The sequence below is a fragment of the bacterium genome, from assembly GCA_035419245.1.
Taxonomy (GTDB): Bacteria; Zhuqueibacterota; Zhuqueibacteria; order Residuimicrobiales; family Residuimicrobiaceae; genus JAKPUX01.
In genome coordinates this window covers 55,572-71,569 of record DAOLSP010000012.1, presented here as the reverse complement: position 1 = coordinate 71,569, position 15,998 = coordinate 55,572, and the positions used below count along the sequence as shown (strand labels likewise).

General features: G+C 55.5%; 12 protein-coding genes. 10 read left to right on the top strand and 2 right to left on the bottom strand.

Annotated features, from left to right (window positions below; genetic code table 11):
- The first annotated feature begins 116 nt into the window (after positions 1 to 116).
- Entirely contained in the window at positions 117 to 1,766 is a 1,650-nt protein-coding gene (locus PLH32_13375; GenBank protein ID HQJ65599.1) for an ATP-binding protein, read from the top strand.
- A 52-nt stretch (positions 1,767 to 1,818) separates the two neighbouring features.
- The gene (locus tag PLH32_13370) at positions 1,819 to 3,165 is read left to right on the top strand and encodes a sigma-54 dependent transcriptional regulator (GenBank protein HQJ65598.1); all 1,347 of its coding nucleotides are present in this window, start codon (positions 1,819 to 1,821) and stop codon (positions 3,163 to 3,165) included.
- A 1-nt stretch (position 3,166) separates the two neighbouring features.
- On the opposite strand, the gene PLH32_13365 is transcribed toward PLH32_13370, so the two are convergent.
- Positions 3,167 to 4,294 carry a hypothetical protein gene (locus PLH32_13365; protein HQJ65597.1) on the bottom strand — a complete coding sequence of 376 codons (1,128 nt, stop codon included), beginning with the start codon at positions 4,292 to 4,294 and terminating at the stop codon, positions 3,167 to 3,169.
- Positions 4,295 to 4,395: 101 nt separating this feature from the next.
- Complete coding sequence (locus PLH32_13360) at positions 4,396 to 5,133, bottom strand: hypothetical protein (GenBank protein ID HQJ65596.1); 738 nt, start codon at positions 5,131 to 5,133, stop codon at positions 4,396 to 4,398.
- Between the two features lie 320 nt (positions 5,134 to 5,453).
- Here PLH32_13360 and PLH32_13355 point away from each other — a divergent pair, with 320 nt between their 5' ends.
- The 8 genes from PLH32_13355 to PLH32_13320 all read left to right on the top strand — a co-directional run bounded on the left by PLH32_13355 (position 5,454) and on the right by PLH32_13320 (position 15,956).
- Entirely contained in the window at positions 5,454 to 6,872 is a 1,419-nt protein-coding gene (locus PLH32_13355) for a Gfo/Idh/MocA family oxidoreductase (protein HQJ65595.1), read from the top strand.
- A gap of 12 nt (positions 6,873 to 6,884) precedes the next feature.
- On the top strand, positions 6,885 to 8,315 hold the full coding sequence (locus tag PLH32_13350) for a Gfo/Idh/MocA family oxidoreductase (protein HQJ65594.1): 1,431 nt from the start codon (positions 6,885 to 6,887) through the stop codon (positions 8,313 to 8,315).
- Positions 8,315 to 8,797, top strand: a complete 483-nt coding sequence (locus PLH32_13345; GenBank protein ID HQJ65593.1) for a DoxX family membrane protein — start codon at positions 8,315 to 8,317, stop codon at positions 8,795 to 8,797. Before PLH32_13350 ends, PLH32_13345 begins: the two co-directional genes overlap by 1 nt.
- A 24-nt stretch (positions 8,798 to 8,821) precedes the next feature.
- A complete protein-coding gene (locus tag PLH32_13340; protein ID HQJ65592.1) occupies positions 8,822 to 9,493 on the top strand; it encodes a hypothetical protein in 672 nt (223 codons plus the stop codon).
- Between the two features lie 85 nt (positions 9,494 to 9,578).
- A complete protein-coding gene (locus PLH32_13335; protein HQJ65591.1) occupies positions 9,579 to 11,168 on the top strand; it encodes a TIGR03663 family protein in 1,590 nt (529 codons plus the stop codon).
- A 13-nt stretch (positions 11,169 to 11,181) separates the two neighbouring features.
- Positions 11,182 to 12,087: an FAD:protein FMN transferase gene (locus tag PLH32_13330; protein HQJ65590.1), complete on the top strand. Its 906-nt coding sequence runs from the start codon at positions 11,182 to 11,184 to the stop codon at positions 12,085 to 12,087.
- A 305-nt stretch (positions 12,088 to 12,392) separates the two neighbouring features.
- The gene (locus PLH32_13325) at positions 12,393 to 15,374 is read left to right on the top strand and encodes a hypothetical protein (GenBank protein ID HQJ65589.1); all 2,982 of its coding nucleotides are present in this window, start codon (positions 12,393 to 12,395) and stop codon (positions 15,372 to 15,374) included.
- A gap of 174 nt (positions 15,375 to 15,548) precedes the next feature.
- The gene (locus PLH32_13320; protein HQJ65588.1) at positions 15,549 to 15,956 is read left to right on the top strand and encodes a T9SS type A sorting domain-containing protein; all 408 of its coding nucleotides are present in this window, start codon (positions 15,549 to 15,551) and stop codon (positions 15,954 to 15,956) included.
- Positions 15,957 to 15,998 lie beyond the last annotated feature (42 nt).

Sequence of the window (15,998 nt, the reverse complement as noted above, 5' to 3'; positions counted from 1 at the left end):
TGCGTCGCCAAACATTCTGGATTTTTCTTGTGATTCCTGAAAAATCTCGTAGATTATAACGATGTCGTCGGGTGGTTGCGCAATTTTATCGCAGTTTATAAACAGGTTGACCGTATATGTTGACGAATGCTGCCTTTCATTCAAGATGGGTCGCGCTGCTGGCTCTGGCTCTGGGGTTGATGCTAATGATATCGGCCCTGGTCGAATTGCGCAGCACCCGCCAGGAACTGACCGCCGCGCTGCAAGAGCAAGGCCGAACGGTTCTGGCACTGGCTCAACGCGGGCTCGAAAATGCCGCACTTTCCTGGGAGGTTGTGGAGGCCGCACTCGAGCAACGTCTGCTGGACAATGCGCGCCTGCTCGCGCAGTTGGACCACGCCGGACACCTGGATGAGAAAATCCTGCAACGAATTGCGCAAGAAAATGGACTCTTCCGTATCAATCTCTTTGACAGCCATGGGCGCCTGACACTTTCAAGTCATGCCACAACCGGCCAGCCTCCGCTCAATGCGCCGCGCCGCTTGTTGCAGCCCGTCCTGGGCGACAGCAGCAGTGAACTGGTGCTGGGCTTTCGGCAGCGGCTCTTTGGGATCGGGACAAATTTCGCGGTGGCCAAACACCGCAGCAACGGCGGCGCCATCGTCGTCAATGCTGACGCTGCCGAGATTCTATCCTTCCGACGAACCATCGGCGCCGGCTCCTTCATCAAACTGATCGGCGAGAGCGGCGATGTCCGCTACGCGGTGGTCCAGGATTCGAACGGAATTTTGTTGGCATCTCCCGGTGTGCGGCAAATGAGCGCTCCCGATTCCGATATATTTCTGAAGCAACTGCAAATGCATGAGACACCCCTCTCCCGGTTTACGCCCTACCAGGGTGAAGAAGTGTTCGAAATTGGAGCGCCCGTACGAATGACCGAAAGCGGCACTGCCTTCATCCGTATCGGTCTCTCAGCGGCCTCGCTGCACCGTGCTTACCAGGCAGCCTTGTGGCGCACTGGACTCTCGACCCTGTTACTGCTGCTGACCGGTCTCCTGACCGCCGGAGTGCTGCTGCGGGATCTGCACGAACGCCGCCGTGCTGAAGAGCAGCGTCAACGCCAGGAGCGGCTCATGGCCCTCAGCCATCTGGCATCGGGGGTCGCTCATGAAATCCGCAACCCGCTCAATGCTGTCAGTATGGTGGCCCAGCGGCTCCAACGTGAATTTACTCCTGCCCAGGATACCGTTGAGTATCAGCAGCTCACCGGGATGCTGGTCACGGAGAGCCGGCGTATCAACGAGATCATTAACCAGTTTCTCCAGTTCGCCCGTCCTGCTCCACTCAACAAGATCCCCACCCGCCTTGATGCGCTGGTGAACCACGTTGCCGCTCTGATGCAGAGCGAAGCAGCGCATTCCGGCATCACCCTCTCCAGCCACTGCCGCGAGGTTCGCGAAATGCAAGCCGACCCTGACAAACTGACTCAAGCGCTCCTTAACCTGGTTCGCAATAGCCTGGCGGCTTGTGAGAACGGCGGGCATATTACCCTCTCCTGCGAGGCGCAGGGGGAGCGGATTGTCATCCATATCGAGGATGATGGCAGCGGTATCGCACCGGAGCACCTCGGGAAGATTTTCAATCTCTATTTCACCACCCGTGAAGAGGGCAGCGGCCTTGGCCTCAGTATTGTCCAGCAGATCGTCGCCCAGCACGAGGGAACCATTGAAGTGAAGAGCGAGCCTGGTCAAGGCACCCGCTTCACCATCAGCTTGCCGGCGCGATGAGCCGGTGATGCCATTTTTCAAGTTGACCGATCTCTAAAACAAGGAAACGAGGATGCCTGTCACCATCCTGATCGTCGACGACGAAGCGGTTCAGCGCAACACCCTAGCCGGCTTTCTGGCAAAAAAGGGTTATACCACACTGCAGGCAGAATCCGGTGCAACAGCCCTGAACGCCGTCCGGCTCCAGACAGTCGATCTGGTGCTCACAGACCTGCGCATGCCCGGTATGGATGGCGCCCAATTGCTGACTGAACTAAAAAACCTCAATCCTGAACTGGAGGTGATCATGATGACCGCCTTTGGCACGATGGAGGAAGCGGTACAATCGATGAAAAACGGCGCTCTCGATTTTATCACCAAGCCGATCGATCTCGGGCAACTGGAACTCACCATTGCCAGGGCTGTGGAGCGTAAACAGCTGATCAGTGAAAACCAGCGCCTACAGCAGTTGGTGGCGGAACGCTTGAGCTTCAGTGGCATCCTCACCCGCTCCGAAGCCATGCAAAAGGCCCTGAGTATCGCTGCCCGCGCTGCCGTGAGCCGGATTACTGTACTGATTCTGGGTGAAAGCGGCACGGGCAAGGAACTGGTCGCCAAGGCGATTCATCTGGCCTCGCCGCGCGCAGCAAAACCTTTTGTCGCGGTTAATCTGGCCGCCCTGCCTGATACTCTGGTTGAAAGCGAGCTCTTTGGCCATGAAAAGGGGGCCTTCACCGGCGCCGATCGGATGCGCATGGGCCGTTTCGAAGCCGCAAATACCGGTACCCTCTTCATTGATGAGGTTGGCGACATGCCCCTTCCGATCCAGGCCAAGCTGCTGAGAGTGCTCCAGGAACAGGCGTTCGAGCGCCTTGGCAGCTCAAGCCCAGTCAGGGTGGACGTGCGCTTGATCGCTGCAACCAATCGCTCTCTGGACGATCTGGTCAGAACCAGACTTTTTCGCGAAGATCTCTACTATCGCCTCAACGTGGTGCGTATCGAATTGCCCCCCTTGCGCGAACGCAAAACGGATATTCCCCTGCTAGCCGAGCACTTTTTACGCCGGTTTGCAGCAGAGAACAACCGCCCCATGCAGGGGTATACCCGTGAGGCCATGGATTTGCTGATGAAATATCCTTTTCCCGGAAATGTACGCGAGCTGCAGCATCTTATCGAGCAGGCTGTCGTTCTGAGCCGTGATCAATGGATAGGCGCGGAGGATCTTGGCCTGCCAACCGCCACTGCTGCAGCTGCTGATATCTCTGGCGGCACCTTCACCGAAAGGGTGGAGGCCTTTGAAAGGGGACTCATCCAAGCTGCGCTCCAGGAAGCAACTGGAGTGCAAAGCCGGGCGGCGCGCGCCCTCGGTATCAGTGAACGCCATCTGCGCTATAAATTGCAGAAATATGGGATGAAATAAATCACCATCCCCAGGAGAAATTCACTCCGCTATATTGACTTGTATAGTTGTAATATAGATCGTTCGAATGGTTATTCAGCCACGAAAAATTGACCGTGAGCAGCAGGGGCATCCACTCTGCTTTCATTAGAACGGATTTTTGCCACTCCACCGCCAGCAGGGTCCGCTGGTCCTGACGCAAACGGCCATCAGGAAAGGGCTCCCCGAGTAGATTGGCCGCCTGGCGGTCATCGAAGTTCCGTTCTTCACGACGAGCGCTGAATGTCAGGCGCATCTCCCAGGGCAGCGTGTGCCGGTAGGTAAGCAGAACAGCGGCTCCGTGAAAAGCAAAATGATCCTCGAACAGTTCCTCGTCCGTATAATAAAAGCCTTCAGTATTTCGCAAGTAGCGCGTACTGCTGGCGAGGTTGTGGCGCAGCTGAAACTCGGCGCTCAAGCCGATCCTGGGCGTTACACCCTGGGCAGCCCGCAGGAGAAGAAGCAGCTGTTGGCTTTTACCATCGCCGACCGTTGCGACTTCTGCAAAATCGGCCTGCTCCAGCTGTGTCGAACTGGTATAGGACTTGTGCAGCCAATCCGCTTCGGCGATGAATGTCGTGCCGGTCGAAAAGAACCAGCTGCTGCGACCATAGAGCAATGCACGGGAATGGGAAAAAGGAGAGAGCTCGGGGAAACGGCGCAAATTCCAGGAGCCTCCGGCATAGAGAAACCACTGTGGCTGGAGATGATATTTCATGGAGCCGTATAGTTGCAGTTGTTCCTGCTCATAGAGTTGATAATTGGAACGGTGAAACTGCTTGCTGATACTGACACCGGCGTCTAGGCGATGTTGTCGTTCTCCCAGCAAGGTGTACCAGGCAGTCCCGAGGGTGTGGCTGTGGTTGTCGCGGTCCCCATAGGTTTTGAAAGCTGTATAGCTGCCATCATAATAGAGGCGTATGCCATTTTTTTCACAAAGCCAGTCCCGGGTGAGTCCGGCGTTGAAGGTAGAATGATAGTCAGGTAATGCAGCGAAGTTGGCGTATGCATTGGAACTGTAGCCGCTCTCGGATTCCAGGGAGAAGCCGATCTGGCCATCGGCCGCTGTAAACCGCAGGAAGAAGAGCAGCAGAAGCAGACGTGTACGCATGAGAGTCCTCGGGTGAATAAGGGTAGCGGCATCTTAGATACCGCCACCCGATTCGTTGACTGCAGGGTATGACAAATGGGCCTGGCTGCCGCTACAGCACATTATCGGCCTTTATTTCCGGCAGAGCCATGCCCCCCCTGGTTCCCAGGACCCTTTCCGCCGGGGGTGCTGGGATTTCCAGTGGTTTGACCGGGAGTGCCCTTGCCGAATCCCCGGCCGCCGCGAGCGCCCTGGCCCGCTTTGGCGCCGGTGCCGTCCATCGGCCGTACCCAGTCGCTGTCCTTGCAGTTGGCGATGCCGTCTCCATCCGCGTCGCGGAGGTTGTCGTTGATCCCGTCACCGTCCTCATCGACAAAGCCGTGGAAGCGGCTGCCCCGGCCCCGGCCTCGGGTCAGTCCGGTGCTGTCGTTCTTACCCTTTCCAGCGCTGATGCCCGTGCCATCGGCCGGCCTTTGGTAATCGGGATCCTGACCATTGGGAATGCCGTCCCCGTCCGCATCCGGTGCGTTGTCATTGAGGCCGTCGCCATTCTCGTCGACAAAACCCTTGGTGCCGACGCGGTTGCCGCGGCCGCTGCCCGGTCGGGTGGTGTCGCTTTTGGCCTGGCCTTTGCCGGCGCCGCTGCCCGTGCCATCGGCTGGTTTCTGGTAATCGGGATCCTGCCCGTTGGGGATGCCGTCCCCATCCGCATCGGGGGCGTTGTCGTTGAAGCCATCGCCGTTTTCGTCGACGAAGTGGTTGCCGTGCTGGAGCGGCGGCGTTGTGGTTTGTGCCTGGGCGAAGGCGAAGAGCAGCAGCACAGCCGCTGTCATAAAGGGGACGATGAATCTCGTTTTCATGATAACCTCCGTGATACGATGATGAGTATGCGGGTTTGTGATCGAACGTTCGGTTTCTCGCCAGGCTACTGCAAACGGCATGCCAGAAAGCTGATATAATTATATGTATAGTAATATCAATCAGAAAAAGGCCTTGACTCTGCCGGCAGTGCTATGCGGAGGGTGTCTCTATCGACGATTTGGTCGAACCATCGACCATACTGTCGATATTTGACGGGGCGCTGCTGGCGATTCATTGGCCATCATTTCCCTTGATTATCATCCAAAAAATTGCTAAGCTTTTTGAAAGGTTTGCCCAAGCAAAGGAGAGCACAAATCCTATGAATCCGACCAAGAGCGCCATCTCACGCCGCCGTTTTCTTATGGGCAGCGCCGCAGCCGCCACTGCCCTGACCATGGCCCCCAGCGAGGTTTTCGCCAAAGAGAAGAAAAAATCACCCAGCGACAAACTGAACATCGCCTGCATCGGGGTGGGCGGCAAGGGCAGCTCAGACATTACGGATGCGGCCACCGAAAACATTATCGCCCTCTGTGACGTTGACGACGAAAAATATGCCGATCTTTTCAATCACTGTAAGGAGAACCGGCCCGAAGCCCTCCCGATGCTCGAGAAAGCCAAGCGCTACAAGGATTATCGGGTTATGCTCGAGGAGAACGAAAAAATTATCGACGCAGTCACGGTCAGTACGCCGGACCATTCGCACGCCCCGGCCGCCATGATCGCCCTCAAGATGAAAAAACACGTATGGGTGCAAAAGCCCCTGACCCACACCGTGCATGAAGCGCGGCTGTTGGCCGAAGAGGCTGCACGCCAGGGCGTGACGACCCAGATGGGGAACCAGGGGCACGCCTCCGAGGATGCTCGGTTGATGAATGAATGGATCTGGGACGGCGCCATCGGTGACGTCCGTGAGGTTCATGTCTGGTCCAACCGGCCAATCTGGCCCCAGGGCGTGGAGGCGCCGACGGCGATCCCCTCGGTACCGCCCTCTCTTGACTGGAACCTTTGGCTTGGCCCGGCCGCCTGGCGCCCTTATCATCCGGACCTCTGCCATTTTGTCTGGCGCGGCTGGTACGATTTCGGCACCGGCGCCATCGGCGATATGGGCGCCCATATCATTGACCATCCCTTCTGGGCCCTCAATCTCGGGCGTCCACAATTCGTGCATGCCTCCTCCACTGAATTGAAATCGACCTCCTATCCGGCCGCCGAGATCATCACCTACTATTTCCCGGAGCGCCCTGGCCATCCCGAGGCGGAAAGCTATGGCATCCAGCCCAAAATCGGCTTTCCTCCGGTCAAGATGATCTGGTACGATGGCGGATTGACCCCGCCGCGCTTCAAGGAACTCGAAGCCGGGCGCAAATTGGGCTCGGGCAAAGGCGGCGTGATTTATTACGGCGACAAAGGCATTCTGATGAGCAGCGAGTACGGTTCCAGTCCGCGATTGATCCCTGAAACCCGGATGCAGGAATACACCCGGCCGGAAAAGAAGATCCCGCGCGTCAAGGGGCACATGGAAGACTGGATCGAATCCTGTAAGGCCGGCAAAAAGTCCTTCACCGATTTCAGCTACGCCGGCCCCCTCACCGAAACCATGTTGCTGGGTTGCGTGGCGGTGCGCTGCAAGGAGGCCAACTTGCTGCTCGAATATGACGCCGTCAACGGCCAATTCATCAATTATGCCGATGCCAACCCACTGCTCACCAAGAGCTATCGCGAAGGCTGGACGCTGTAAAGGGCTCCATCCATGAAAGAAGAAAGCACCAAGAACGAAACGACCCCCTCCGAAGCGAAAGCGGGAAAAAAGATCGGCCGCAGGGATTTCCTTCAGGGTCTGGCGGGGGTCCCGGTCCTCGGGGCCTTTGCTCTGGCGGCGCTGCGACAGGAATCCTTCCGCCGGGCGGCGAGGGCCCGCAAGGCCGCGGCCGTCGCCGGCGGGGAGGCCCCCGCAGAGCTGAACGTCGCCCTGCTGGGAGTCGGCGCGCAGGGAAGCGTCCTGCTGAACTCCATGCTCAAAATCCCCGGACTGCGATTCCGGGCGGTCTGCGACATCTGGGCCGAGTACAATCTCAAGCGCGCCGGCAACCTCCTGAAAAAATATGGCCACGAACCGGCCCTTTACCAGGATTACCGCGAAATGCTCGACAAGGAGAAGGTGCTGGATGCAGTTGTCATCGCCACCCCCGATTTCTGGCATGCCGATCATACCATTGCCTGTCTCCAGGCCGGTCTTCATGTCTACTGCGAAAAGGAGATGTCCAATACGCTCGAAGGCGCCCGGCGTATGGTCCTGGCCGCCCGCCAAACCGGAAAGTTGCTGCAGATCGGCCACCAGCGCCGCAGCAATCCGCGTTATCTGTTTTGCCACGACATTCTTCTGCAGAAATGCGGGCTCCTCGGCCGGCCGGCGACCGCCTATGCGCAGTGGAACCGTTCCGCCGCACCCGATCTGGGATGGCCGAAAAAATACGAAATCCCGCAAGCCCTGTTGCGCCAATACGGTTTTGACTCCATGGCGCAGTTCTGCAACTGGCGCTGGTATAAAAAACTGGGCGGCGGCCCGATCGTCGATCTCGGCTCGCACCAGATCGATATCTTTTCCTGGTTCCTCGGCGCCAATCCCCGGTCCGTCATGGCCAGCGGCGGCACCGATTATTATCCCAAAGAGACCCACGAGTGGTATGACACTGTGCTGGCGACCTACGAGTATGACACCCCCCGAGGGATCGTCCGCGCCCATTACAAGACCACGACCACCAACGGCAGTCTCGGCTATTTCGAGCAGTTTATGGGCGATCAGGGCACCTTGGTGATCTCCGAATCGGCCGGTCAGGGCGCCGTCTACCGTGAAAAGACCAATGCGCCCTCTTGGGATGAATGGGTACGCCTGGGCTACCTCACCGAACCACGGCTGCTCGAGGTGAAAGCGGAGCAGGAGAGCGAGAGCCTGGATGTCCGCGAGACCATCTCGCCGGACGAGCACAAGATCCCGGTCATCTTCAGCGATCCCTACCACAAACCCCATCTTGAAAATTTCTTCAATGCCGTGCGCGGCAAGGACACCCTCAACTGCCCCCCCGAGGTGGCCTATGAATCCGCCGTCGCCGTGCTCAAGGTCAATGAAGCGGTGGAGGCCAAAAGGACGCTCGAATTCAGCCCGGAGGAATTCAAAATCTGATGAATGAGACCCGCCTGTCCACTTTTCAGTGGATCACCCTGACGGTGATGCGCATGGTCATCGGCTGGCATTTCCTCTATGAAGGACTGGCCAAGCTCCTCAAAGGCAACTGGTCGGCCTATGGCTTTCTGATGGAATCCAAGTGGATATTCGCCGGTTTATTTCACGCCCTGGCCCGGAACGCCGCGCTACTCTCCGTCGTTAATACGCTGAACATCTGGGGCCTTATTCTGATCGGCCTCGGCTTGATCATGGGATGCTTTACCAGGCTGGCTGCGATCGGCGGTATTGCGCTCATCCTGCTCTATTACGCCTGCAATCCGCCCTTCATCGGGCTCTTTTACAGTATTCCCATGGAGGGCCATTACCTGATCATCAACAAGAATCTGGTGGAACTGGCGGCGCTGCTGGTCCTGATCGCCATCCCGACACAGCAGATCACAGGAATAGACCGGATTTTCTTCAAGTTGAGGAAGAAGTAGCTTATCCAACCGGAGAAAGAGGCAATGAAGTCCGTGAAAATATACCGTTTCATCGTTGGCATCCTGGTTTTCATCCTGGCGACGGCTGCGATGGCCCAGGATCTCAAGCCCGTCACCATCAAACTACCCAAACCCAAATTCATCGGCACGCCGCAAAACCTCAAGGTGCCAAACCTCGAGAAGCCCCTCGGCCGTCCGCGCGAACCATTCCTCGCTCCTGCCGGGACGATCAATGTGGCCCTCAATAAGCCCGTCACCTCGAGCGACATGCAGCCGGTGATCGGTGAACTGGCAATGATCACCGATGGCGACAAGGAGGCCGAAGACGGCAGCTATGTGGAGCTCGGCCCCTTCGTACAGCAGGTGACCATCGATCTCAAGGCCAGACATACGATCTATGCGGTCGTCCTCTGGCACTATCACAAACAGCCCAGCGTATATTTCGACGTGGTCGTTCAGGTTTCGGATGATCCGGCTTTCAAATCCGGCGTTCAAACTATCTTCAATAACGACCACGACAACACCGCCAAGCTGGGCGCCGGCAACGACAAGAACTATATCGAGACCGCGGAAGGCAAGCTGATCGATGCCAAGGGGATTATCGGGCGCTATGTGCGCTGCTACAGCAACGGCAACACCGGCAATGACCTGAACCATTATACCGAGGTGGAGATCTACGGTCTGCCGGTCAAGTAGCGTTGCAGGGCAATTCAGCTCATAGCAGAGTCAACCTTTCAAAATGCCCTCCCAGAAAAGGGGAGGGCATTTGCATTGGAAGAGTATGCGGAAAAACTCAACATTTATTGCATCATGGTGTTTTATCCTCCTGCTGGCAGCCGTGCTGCGCCTGCCGCGGCTGCAGCACCGGCCTATGCACACCGATGAAGCCGTGCATGCGGTCAAATTCGCAGTCCTGCTGCAGGAGGGGAGCTACACCTACGACGCCCAGGAATACCATGGCCCCACCCTCTATTATTTCACCCTGATTCCAGCCTGGCTGCGCGGCCAGTCCTCCCTGGAGGAGTTGGATGAGGCCACCCTGCGCCTTGTGGCTGTTAGTTTCGGTCTCAGCCTCGTCCTCCTGCCCCTGCTGCTTGCTCCCTTGATCAGCCGGCCAGCCGCCCTCGCTGCCGGTTTTTGGATCGCCCTTTCACCAATGCAGGTCTTCTACAGCCGCTATTATATCCAGGAAGTCCTGTTCGTTTTTTTCGGTATGCTCGCTTTGATTTGCGCCGGCCGCTATCTGCAGCAGCGGCATTGGGCCTGGGCTTTGGGCGCTGGCGGGGCGCTGGGACTTCTGCACGCCACCAAGGAGACCGATATCGTGCTCATCGTGGCTGCCGCGTCAGCGGCAATGGTTGTCTGGCTGCGGGAGCGCCCGCACGTCTCCCTGCACGGGCGCGACCTCCTGCTCGCTTTGGCCGCTGCCCTCCTGGTTTCTGCTCTTTTTTTTACCGCAGGATTCACTCATCCACAGGGTCTGTTGGACAGCTTTCGCGCTTACAACGGATATCTACACCGTGGTGCCGGCCAAACCCTGCACACCCAGCCTTGGTATTATTATTTCAATCTGCTGTTTTGGCATCACGAACCGGGCCATCCCTGGTGGAGCGAGATCTGGATCGCGCCCTTCCTGGCCGCTGGGCTCTGGTCGGCTAGAGATTCGCGGGGACAAAATTCGGCAAGATCGATAACAACAAGGTTCATCTGCAGTTTTACCTTAATTCTCTGTATTCTCTATTCCCTGCTCCCCTACAAAACCCCCTGGAATGCCCTGGCGTTTTATTATTGTTTTCTGATCATTGCCGGTTTGGGATGGAGGCAATGGCTTGAACAGACGAAGAAATGGCAAGTTGCGCTCTATCTTTCAGTTATCATCTGCAGCCTGTTAATCAGCCGCCAGGCCGTGCTTCTCAACCAACGGCAGGACAGCGATCCGGGAAATCCCTGGGTCTACGCCCACCCTGGCCCTGATCTGGCGCGGATCACCTCCGCGGTCAAAACGGCGGCCGCAGCGGCCCCGGAGGGGCTCCGAACCCCGGTGCAGGTGGCTGTGACGGGCGACGAATATTGGCCCCTGCCCTGGACCTTGCGCCGTATGCCGAATATAGGATGGTACGACCGGCTGGACGAGAGCCTGTCGCCAGCGCCCCTCATCCTGATCTCGCCTGAGCAGGAGCCACTCCTGCAGCACCTGCTCTATGAAATACCGCCCCCGGGTCAGCGCAATCTCTATCTGCCTCTCTGGCGCGGATACGCCGAACTCCGGCCCGGGCAGGAACTGCATGGCTATATCCGCAAGGATCTCCACGATCTCCTTGATCCGTCCGCTGGTACTCAGCCCCTGACAGAGGGAATTGAAGCAAAATAAGGCCGGCCCTGCTATGGACAACAAATTTCTCCATTTCTCCAGCAAGGCGATGGCGACCGAATTCGTCCTATGCATGCACCATAGGGATGCCATATATGCCGGGCAAGCGGCTTGGGAAGCCTTCCGTTTGCTCGAACAGATCGAAGCGGAGCTGAGCCGCTATGATCCCAACAGCGATATTGCGCGCCTTAACGCCCTGGCGCTGGGAGAAGCCCTGCCGCTCGGCGAGCACACTTTCGCATGCCTCAGTCAGGCCAATGACCTTTGTGCTGCCTCCCGCGGAGCCTTCGATGTCACCGTGGGGGTGCTCAAGGATCTGTGGCTTCCGGAGTTCACCATAAGGGGAAAAATCGGCCGCAGAATAAAAGCGCTGTTGATGCCGACAGGGATGAATCACCTCCATCTCTCTGAAACAGGGATGACCGTGCGCAAAGATGCAATGGTTCAGGTTGATCTTGGCGCCATCGGCAAAGGGTATGCTGTCGATCGGATGGTCGAGCGTCTGCAAGAGTGGGAGATAAGGAATTTTCTTCTTCACGGCGGGACCAGTTCGGTGGCAGCTCGCGGTCATGCGCCGGGACGTTCCGGTTGGCCGGTGACTCTGCATCATCCCCTGAACCGGGTGAAGGTTCTGGCGCAGTTCGACCTCATTGATAGAGCGATGGGAGCTTCAGGCGTCGAAAAGGGACGGCATATCATCGACCCCCGCACGAGAAAGCCGGCCACTGGCACCCTGGCTGCCTGGGTGACTGCCCCTGCTGCGGCAGTTGCCGATGCCTTCTCCACGGCCTTTATGGTAATGGCCCATGCTACTGCCCTGAAGTGTATCGCCAATACCTCTGGCATCGGCCTGTTGTTGCTCTCCCGCACGGACGACGGCCGAAGTGTCATCCGGCATAATTTCCCATTAGAATCCTGATATTTTACTTGTTTTTTATTTAGTCGTTCGCTATAATGTTTTTATAGGGTGGTAAGGGAAGGGATTCTATTGAAAAAACAGGCTTAAATTGATTCATCCGAATTAATTTAGGCCTTTTTTTATTCTGTGTTACGATTGATGATAGCAGGGATAGTTGATTAATACGTACAGCGTTGATGCGCATTATCGATCACTGCCGCGGTTTTGCCTCTCCATGGACTGCACCCACTGTCGCCCCTACTTTTCTCGCTCTTCTCGGATCTTGCCAGAATAGTCAGCTGTTATTCTAATTATAGGAGGTACATATGCGGATTGGGAAATTGCTCTCCGCCGGCATGTTGTTGGTGATGGTCACTGTACCAACAGGATTTGCACAAATACCTCGACTAATCAGTTACCAAGGCAGGTTGACTGATGCCAATGGCCGGGCCATATCAGATACAACTACTTTTACCTTCACCTTTTATCGCTGCGCAGCAACAAGTACTCCTCTATGGTCTGAATCACAGCAAGTGCTTGTACAAGATGGAATCTTTAATGTGAGTTTGGGGCAGATTGTTCCTCTGGAACTCTCGTTTGATGAGCCCTACTGTCTGGGTATAACAGTGAATGGTGGGTTGGAAATGCAGCCGCTCATTCCCCTTAATGCTGTTGCTTACAGTATGCGATCATTGTATGCGGACAGTTTGGCTGCGGGAGCGGTCACCGGTGATAAAATACAAACGGGAACAGTCGTACGGAGTGTGAATACATTGACCGACCATGTAACCCTCCAAGCTGGAGAGAATATCACAATCACATCGACAGGTGATACATTGAGGATATCGGCCAAGGTCGACGCCGGCCCTGGCGATATTAAATTGCCCTATTCTGGCATGGTGACATCCTCAACTCCTGCGTTCTCCCTTACCAATACGGGGGATGGGCTAGCAGGTGAATTCATCTCCGACAATCCTGGTAGCACCCTTGGCATGCGCATCAGTGCAAGTGGTTCCGGGCATGCTTTGTACGCGTTCAATAAAGGGACAGGACATGCAGCCTATTTCAACATTACAAATTTGACTTCGACCAGCACAACGCTTGAGGCGATTAACGATGCATTGGGCAAAGCGGCTTCATTTTCCATCGCCAATGCCGATAATACCAGTCCGGCCTTGGAGTGCAGGACCGAAGGGCAAGGGCCGGCATTTGTAGCCCATCAGGAAGGCCCTTCATCCAGGATTGCCGAATTCAAAGGTGACGGCGCCGTGAGAGCATACATTAATAAGGCTGGTGACCTAGTTACTGCCGGTAACATCAGCTTTACTAGTATTCCGCAAATTTTATTGTCCGGTTCGAGTAGTGCACCCTTAAAGCTCGAAATGTCAGGGACGGGTGAAGCTGATCTATTCGTTGAAGGTAAAATAGGCATCGGCATTTCAGCTCCGTCCGAAAAGCTGCACGTGGCAGGAATGATCTATTCCACTTCCGGCGGATTTAAATTTCCTGACGGTACAGTGCAGACCACTGCTGCGCGGAATAGTTCAGCGGATATTTCGGCCATCAGTGCTGGTAACGGATTGACGGGCGGCGGCCTGAGCGGCGATATCAATCTGGATGTAGGAGCCGGTTTAGGCATTTCCGTGACTGCGGATGCCGTTTCGCTCAATACTTCCTATACGGATGGCTTATATATCAACGAAGGACAAGCCAATTCAGTCACTGGCGCAATGATTCTTGACGGGACTGTTCAAACGACTGACCTTGCATTTATCCCACCGGACGGTTATTCGCTCGATGCGGCTGATGGTTCCCCCGCCAACGCGGTTTATGTTGATAACGGGGGCAATGTCGGCATCGGCACTACCTCACCGGGCAGCAAACTCCATCTCAGTGGCGGTGACTTTTTCCTGGAGAATGGTCTCGGTATCTATTGGAAGACTTCCAGCGGCAGCTTTGCACGGCTTTTCACTCTCACGGGCTCTAATCAAACTATAGTCGGCAGCAATGGCCTTGGTGGAGGATTACAGCTGCTGAGTGGGGATGATATTGATCTGATGAGCGGCACGGCTACATTGATGCACCTTGAAAAAACGAACAACTATGTTGGAATTGGCACCAATTCACCCTCTCAAAGACTGGACATCGCCGGGATGGCGCAAATGACCGGCTTTAAGATGCCGCCAGGGGCTGCACCAGGATACGTCTTGACCGCTGATGCCAATGGGATTGGGAGCTGGCAGGCAGTTCCTGCATCTTCAGGTGATATAACAGCGGTTGGCGCAGGCGCTGGATTGACCGGCGGCGGCCTGAGCGGCGATTCCAATCTGGATGTAGGCGCCGGTGCCGGTATTTTAGTCTCTGCTGATGCCGTCTCATTGAACACTTCCTTCACCGATGGCTTGTATGTGAATGAAGGCCAGAATGCCAGCATTACCAATACCATGATTCAGGATAATGCCATCAATTCAGCCAAGATTGAAAATGGTTCGATTGCCGGTCAAGATATTCTCAGCAGTACGACAATTTCGGTAAAGAAGCTTGAGGGTGGCAGATCAAGCTCGGTTGCTGCCGGCCTTTATGGTTATGCTTCTGGCTACGGCTATGGAGTATATGGTGAGAACAGTAGTGGAAACGGCGGAGCCATCGGCTACGCTAATTATGGCGCGAGCGGCTGGAGCAGCACAGGTACTGGGATTGGGGGCAGTGCTAGCAGCAGTGGCACAGGCGTCTCGGGAACCAGCAACAGCGGCCGCGGTGTCTATGGATCGAGCAATACCGGCACGGCCGTTTATGGTGAAAAAACGGGAGGAGGGGATTATGCCGGCTATTTCAGCGGAAATGTAAATATCACCGGCATATTGACGAAAGGAGGTGGCGCTTTTAAAATCGACCATCCATTGGATCCGGAGAACAGATACTTACAGCACTCCTTTGTGGAGAGTCCGGATATGATGAACATTTACAATGGCATTGTGACACTGGATGAAAATGGTGAAGCCTGGGTGGATTTGCCCGATTATCTTGAAGCATTGAACAAGGATTTTCGTTATCAACTGACTTGCCTTGGCAGCTACGCACCAGTCTATGTGGCAGTAAAAATAAACGGCAACCGTTTCAAAATCGGCGGCGGTACAGCCAAACTTGAAGTTAGCTGGCAGGTTACAGGTATCCGAAATGATGCGTTCGCGCAAGCCCATCGTATTGTGCCAGAAGTAGATAAAAAGGCCAGCGATCGCGGCAAATACCTTTACCCACGAGAATCGGGTAAGACGGAGGAATTAGGGATTGATCACGTCGAGCAGTAATTAAAAAAGACTGAAGAAAGGGCAGTCCTATACCCCCCCAAAAAAATGAGGGATTATTCCATGAAGACTTGTAATGTAATACTGAAAGCGATGCTTCTATTAGTAACAGTTACGTCAACAGCCTTCCCCCAATATAGAATTCACAACAGTGTTTTTGGTAGTGGAGCAGGAAGGATGACTGATGGAAAATATCTTTCGACGGCGACAATTGGACAGGGGCTGAGCGGACAAGAGCAGGATCAATACCATATCCTGCATTCCGGTTTTTGGGCACAAGCTAATATCCGCACACACGTATTGGAGGAAATGGAGCAGCCAAGTGCGTTCAGCCTTGAACAGAATTATCCCAATCCCTTCAATGCCTCCACAACCATTATCTTTGCCATTCCTGTAAGAAGCAAAGTGAATATTAGTGTTTTTGATGTGCTAGGGCGGGATGTAATCCACCTTGTCGAGCAGGATTACCCCGCTGGGGTGTATCGAACCATCTGGGATGCCCGGATGCTGGCGGCGGGCATTTATTTTTATCAGTTGAAAACAGAGCAATTCACCTCTGTGAAAAAAGCCCTGCTACTCAGATAAGACGAATTTTCCTGAAAGACGATGATCCCTTGATAAGGCTTT

Bases quoted from the DNA above. Each gene is read 5' to 3' on its own strand.
- PLH32_13375 (HQJ65599.1), top strand. From the start codon at position 117: ATGTTGACGAATGCTGCCTTTCATTCAAGATGGGTCGCGCTGCTGGCT.
- PLH32_13370 (HQJ65598.1), top strand. From the start codon at position 1,819: ATGCCTGTCACCATCCTGATCGTCGACGACGAAGCGGTTCAGCGCAAC.
- PLH32_13365 (HQJ65597.1), bottom strand. From the start codon at position 4,294: ATGCGTACACGTCTGCTTCTGCTGCTCTTCTTCCTGCGGTTTACAGCG.
- PLH32_13360 (HQJ65596.1), bottom strand. From the start codon at position 5,133: ATGAAAACGAGATTCATCGTCCCCTTTATGACAGCGGCTGTGCTGCTG.
- PLH32_13355 (HQJ65595.1), top strand. From the start codon at position 5,454: ATGAATCCGACCAAGAGCGCCATCTCACGCCGCCGTTTTCTTATGGGC.
- PLH32_13350 (HQJ65594.1), top strand. From the start codon at position 6,885: ATGAAAGAAGAAAGCACCAAGAACGAAACGACCCCCTCCGAAGCGAAA.
- PLH32_13345 (HQJ65593.1), top strand. From the start codon at position 8,315: ATGAATGAGACCCGCCTGTCCACTTTTCAGTGGATCACCCTGACGGTG.
- PLH32_13340 (HQJ65592.1), top strand. From the start codon at position 8,822: ATGAAGTCCGTGAAAATATACCGTTTCATCGTTGGCATCCTGGTTTTC.
- PLH32_13335 (HQJ65591.1), top strand. From the start codon at position 9,579: ATGCGGAAAAACTCAACATTTATTGCATCATGGTGTTTTATCCTCCTG.
- PLH32_13330 (HQJ65590.1), top strand. From the start codon at position 11,182: ATGGACAACAAATTTCTCCATTTCTCCAGCAAGGCGATGGCGACCGAA.
- PLH32_13325 (HQJ65589.1), top strand. From the start codon at position 12,393: ATGCGGATTGGGAAATTGCTCTCCGCCGGCATGTTGTTGGTGATGGTC.
- PLH32_13320 (HQJ65588.1), top strand. From the start codon at position 15,549: ATGACTGATGGAAAATATCTTTCGACGGCGACAATTGGACAGGGGCTG.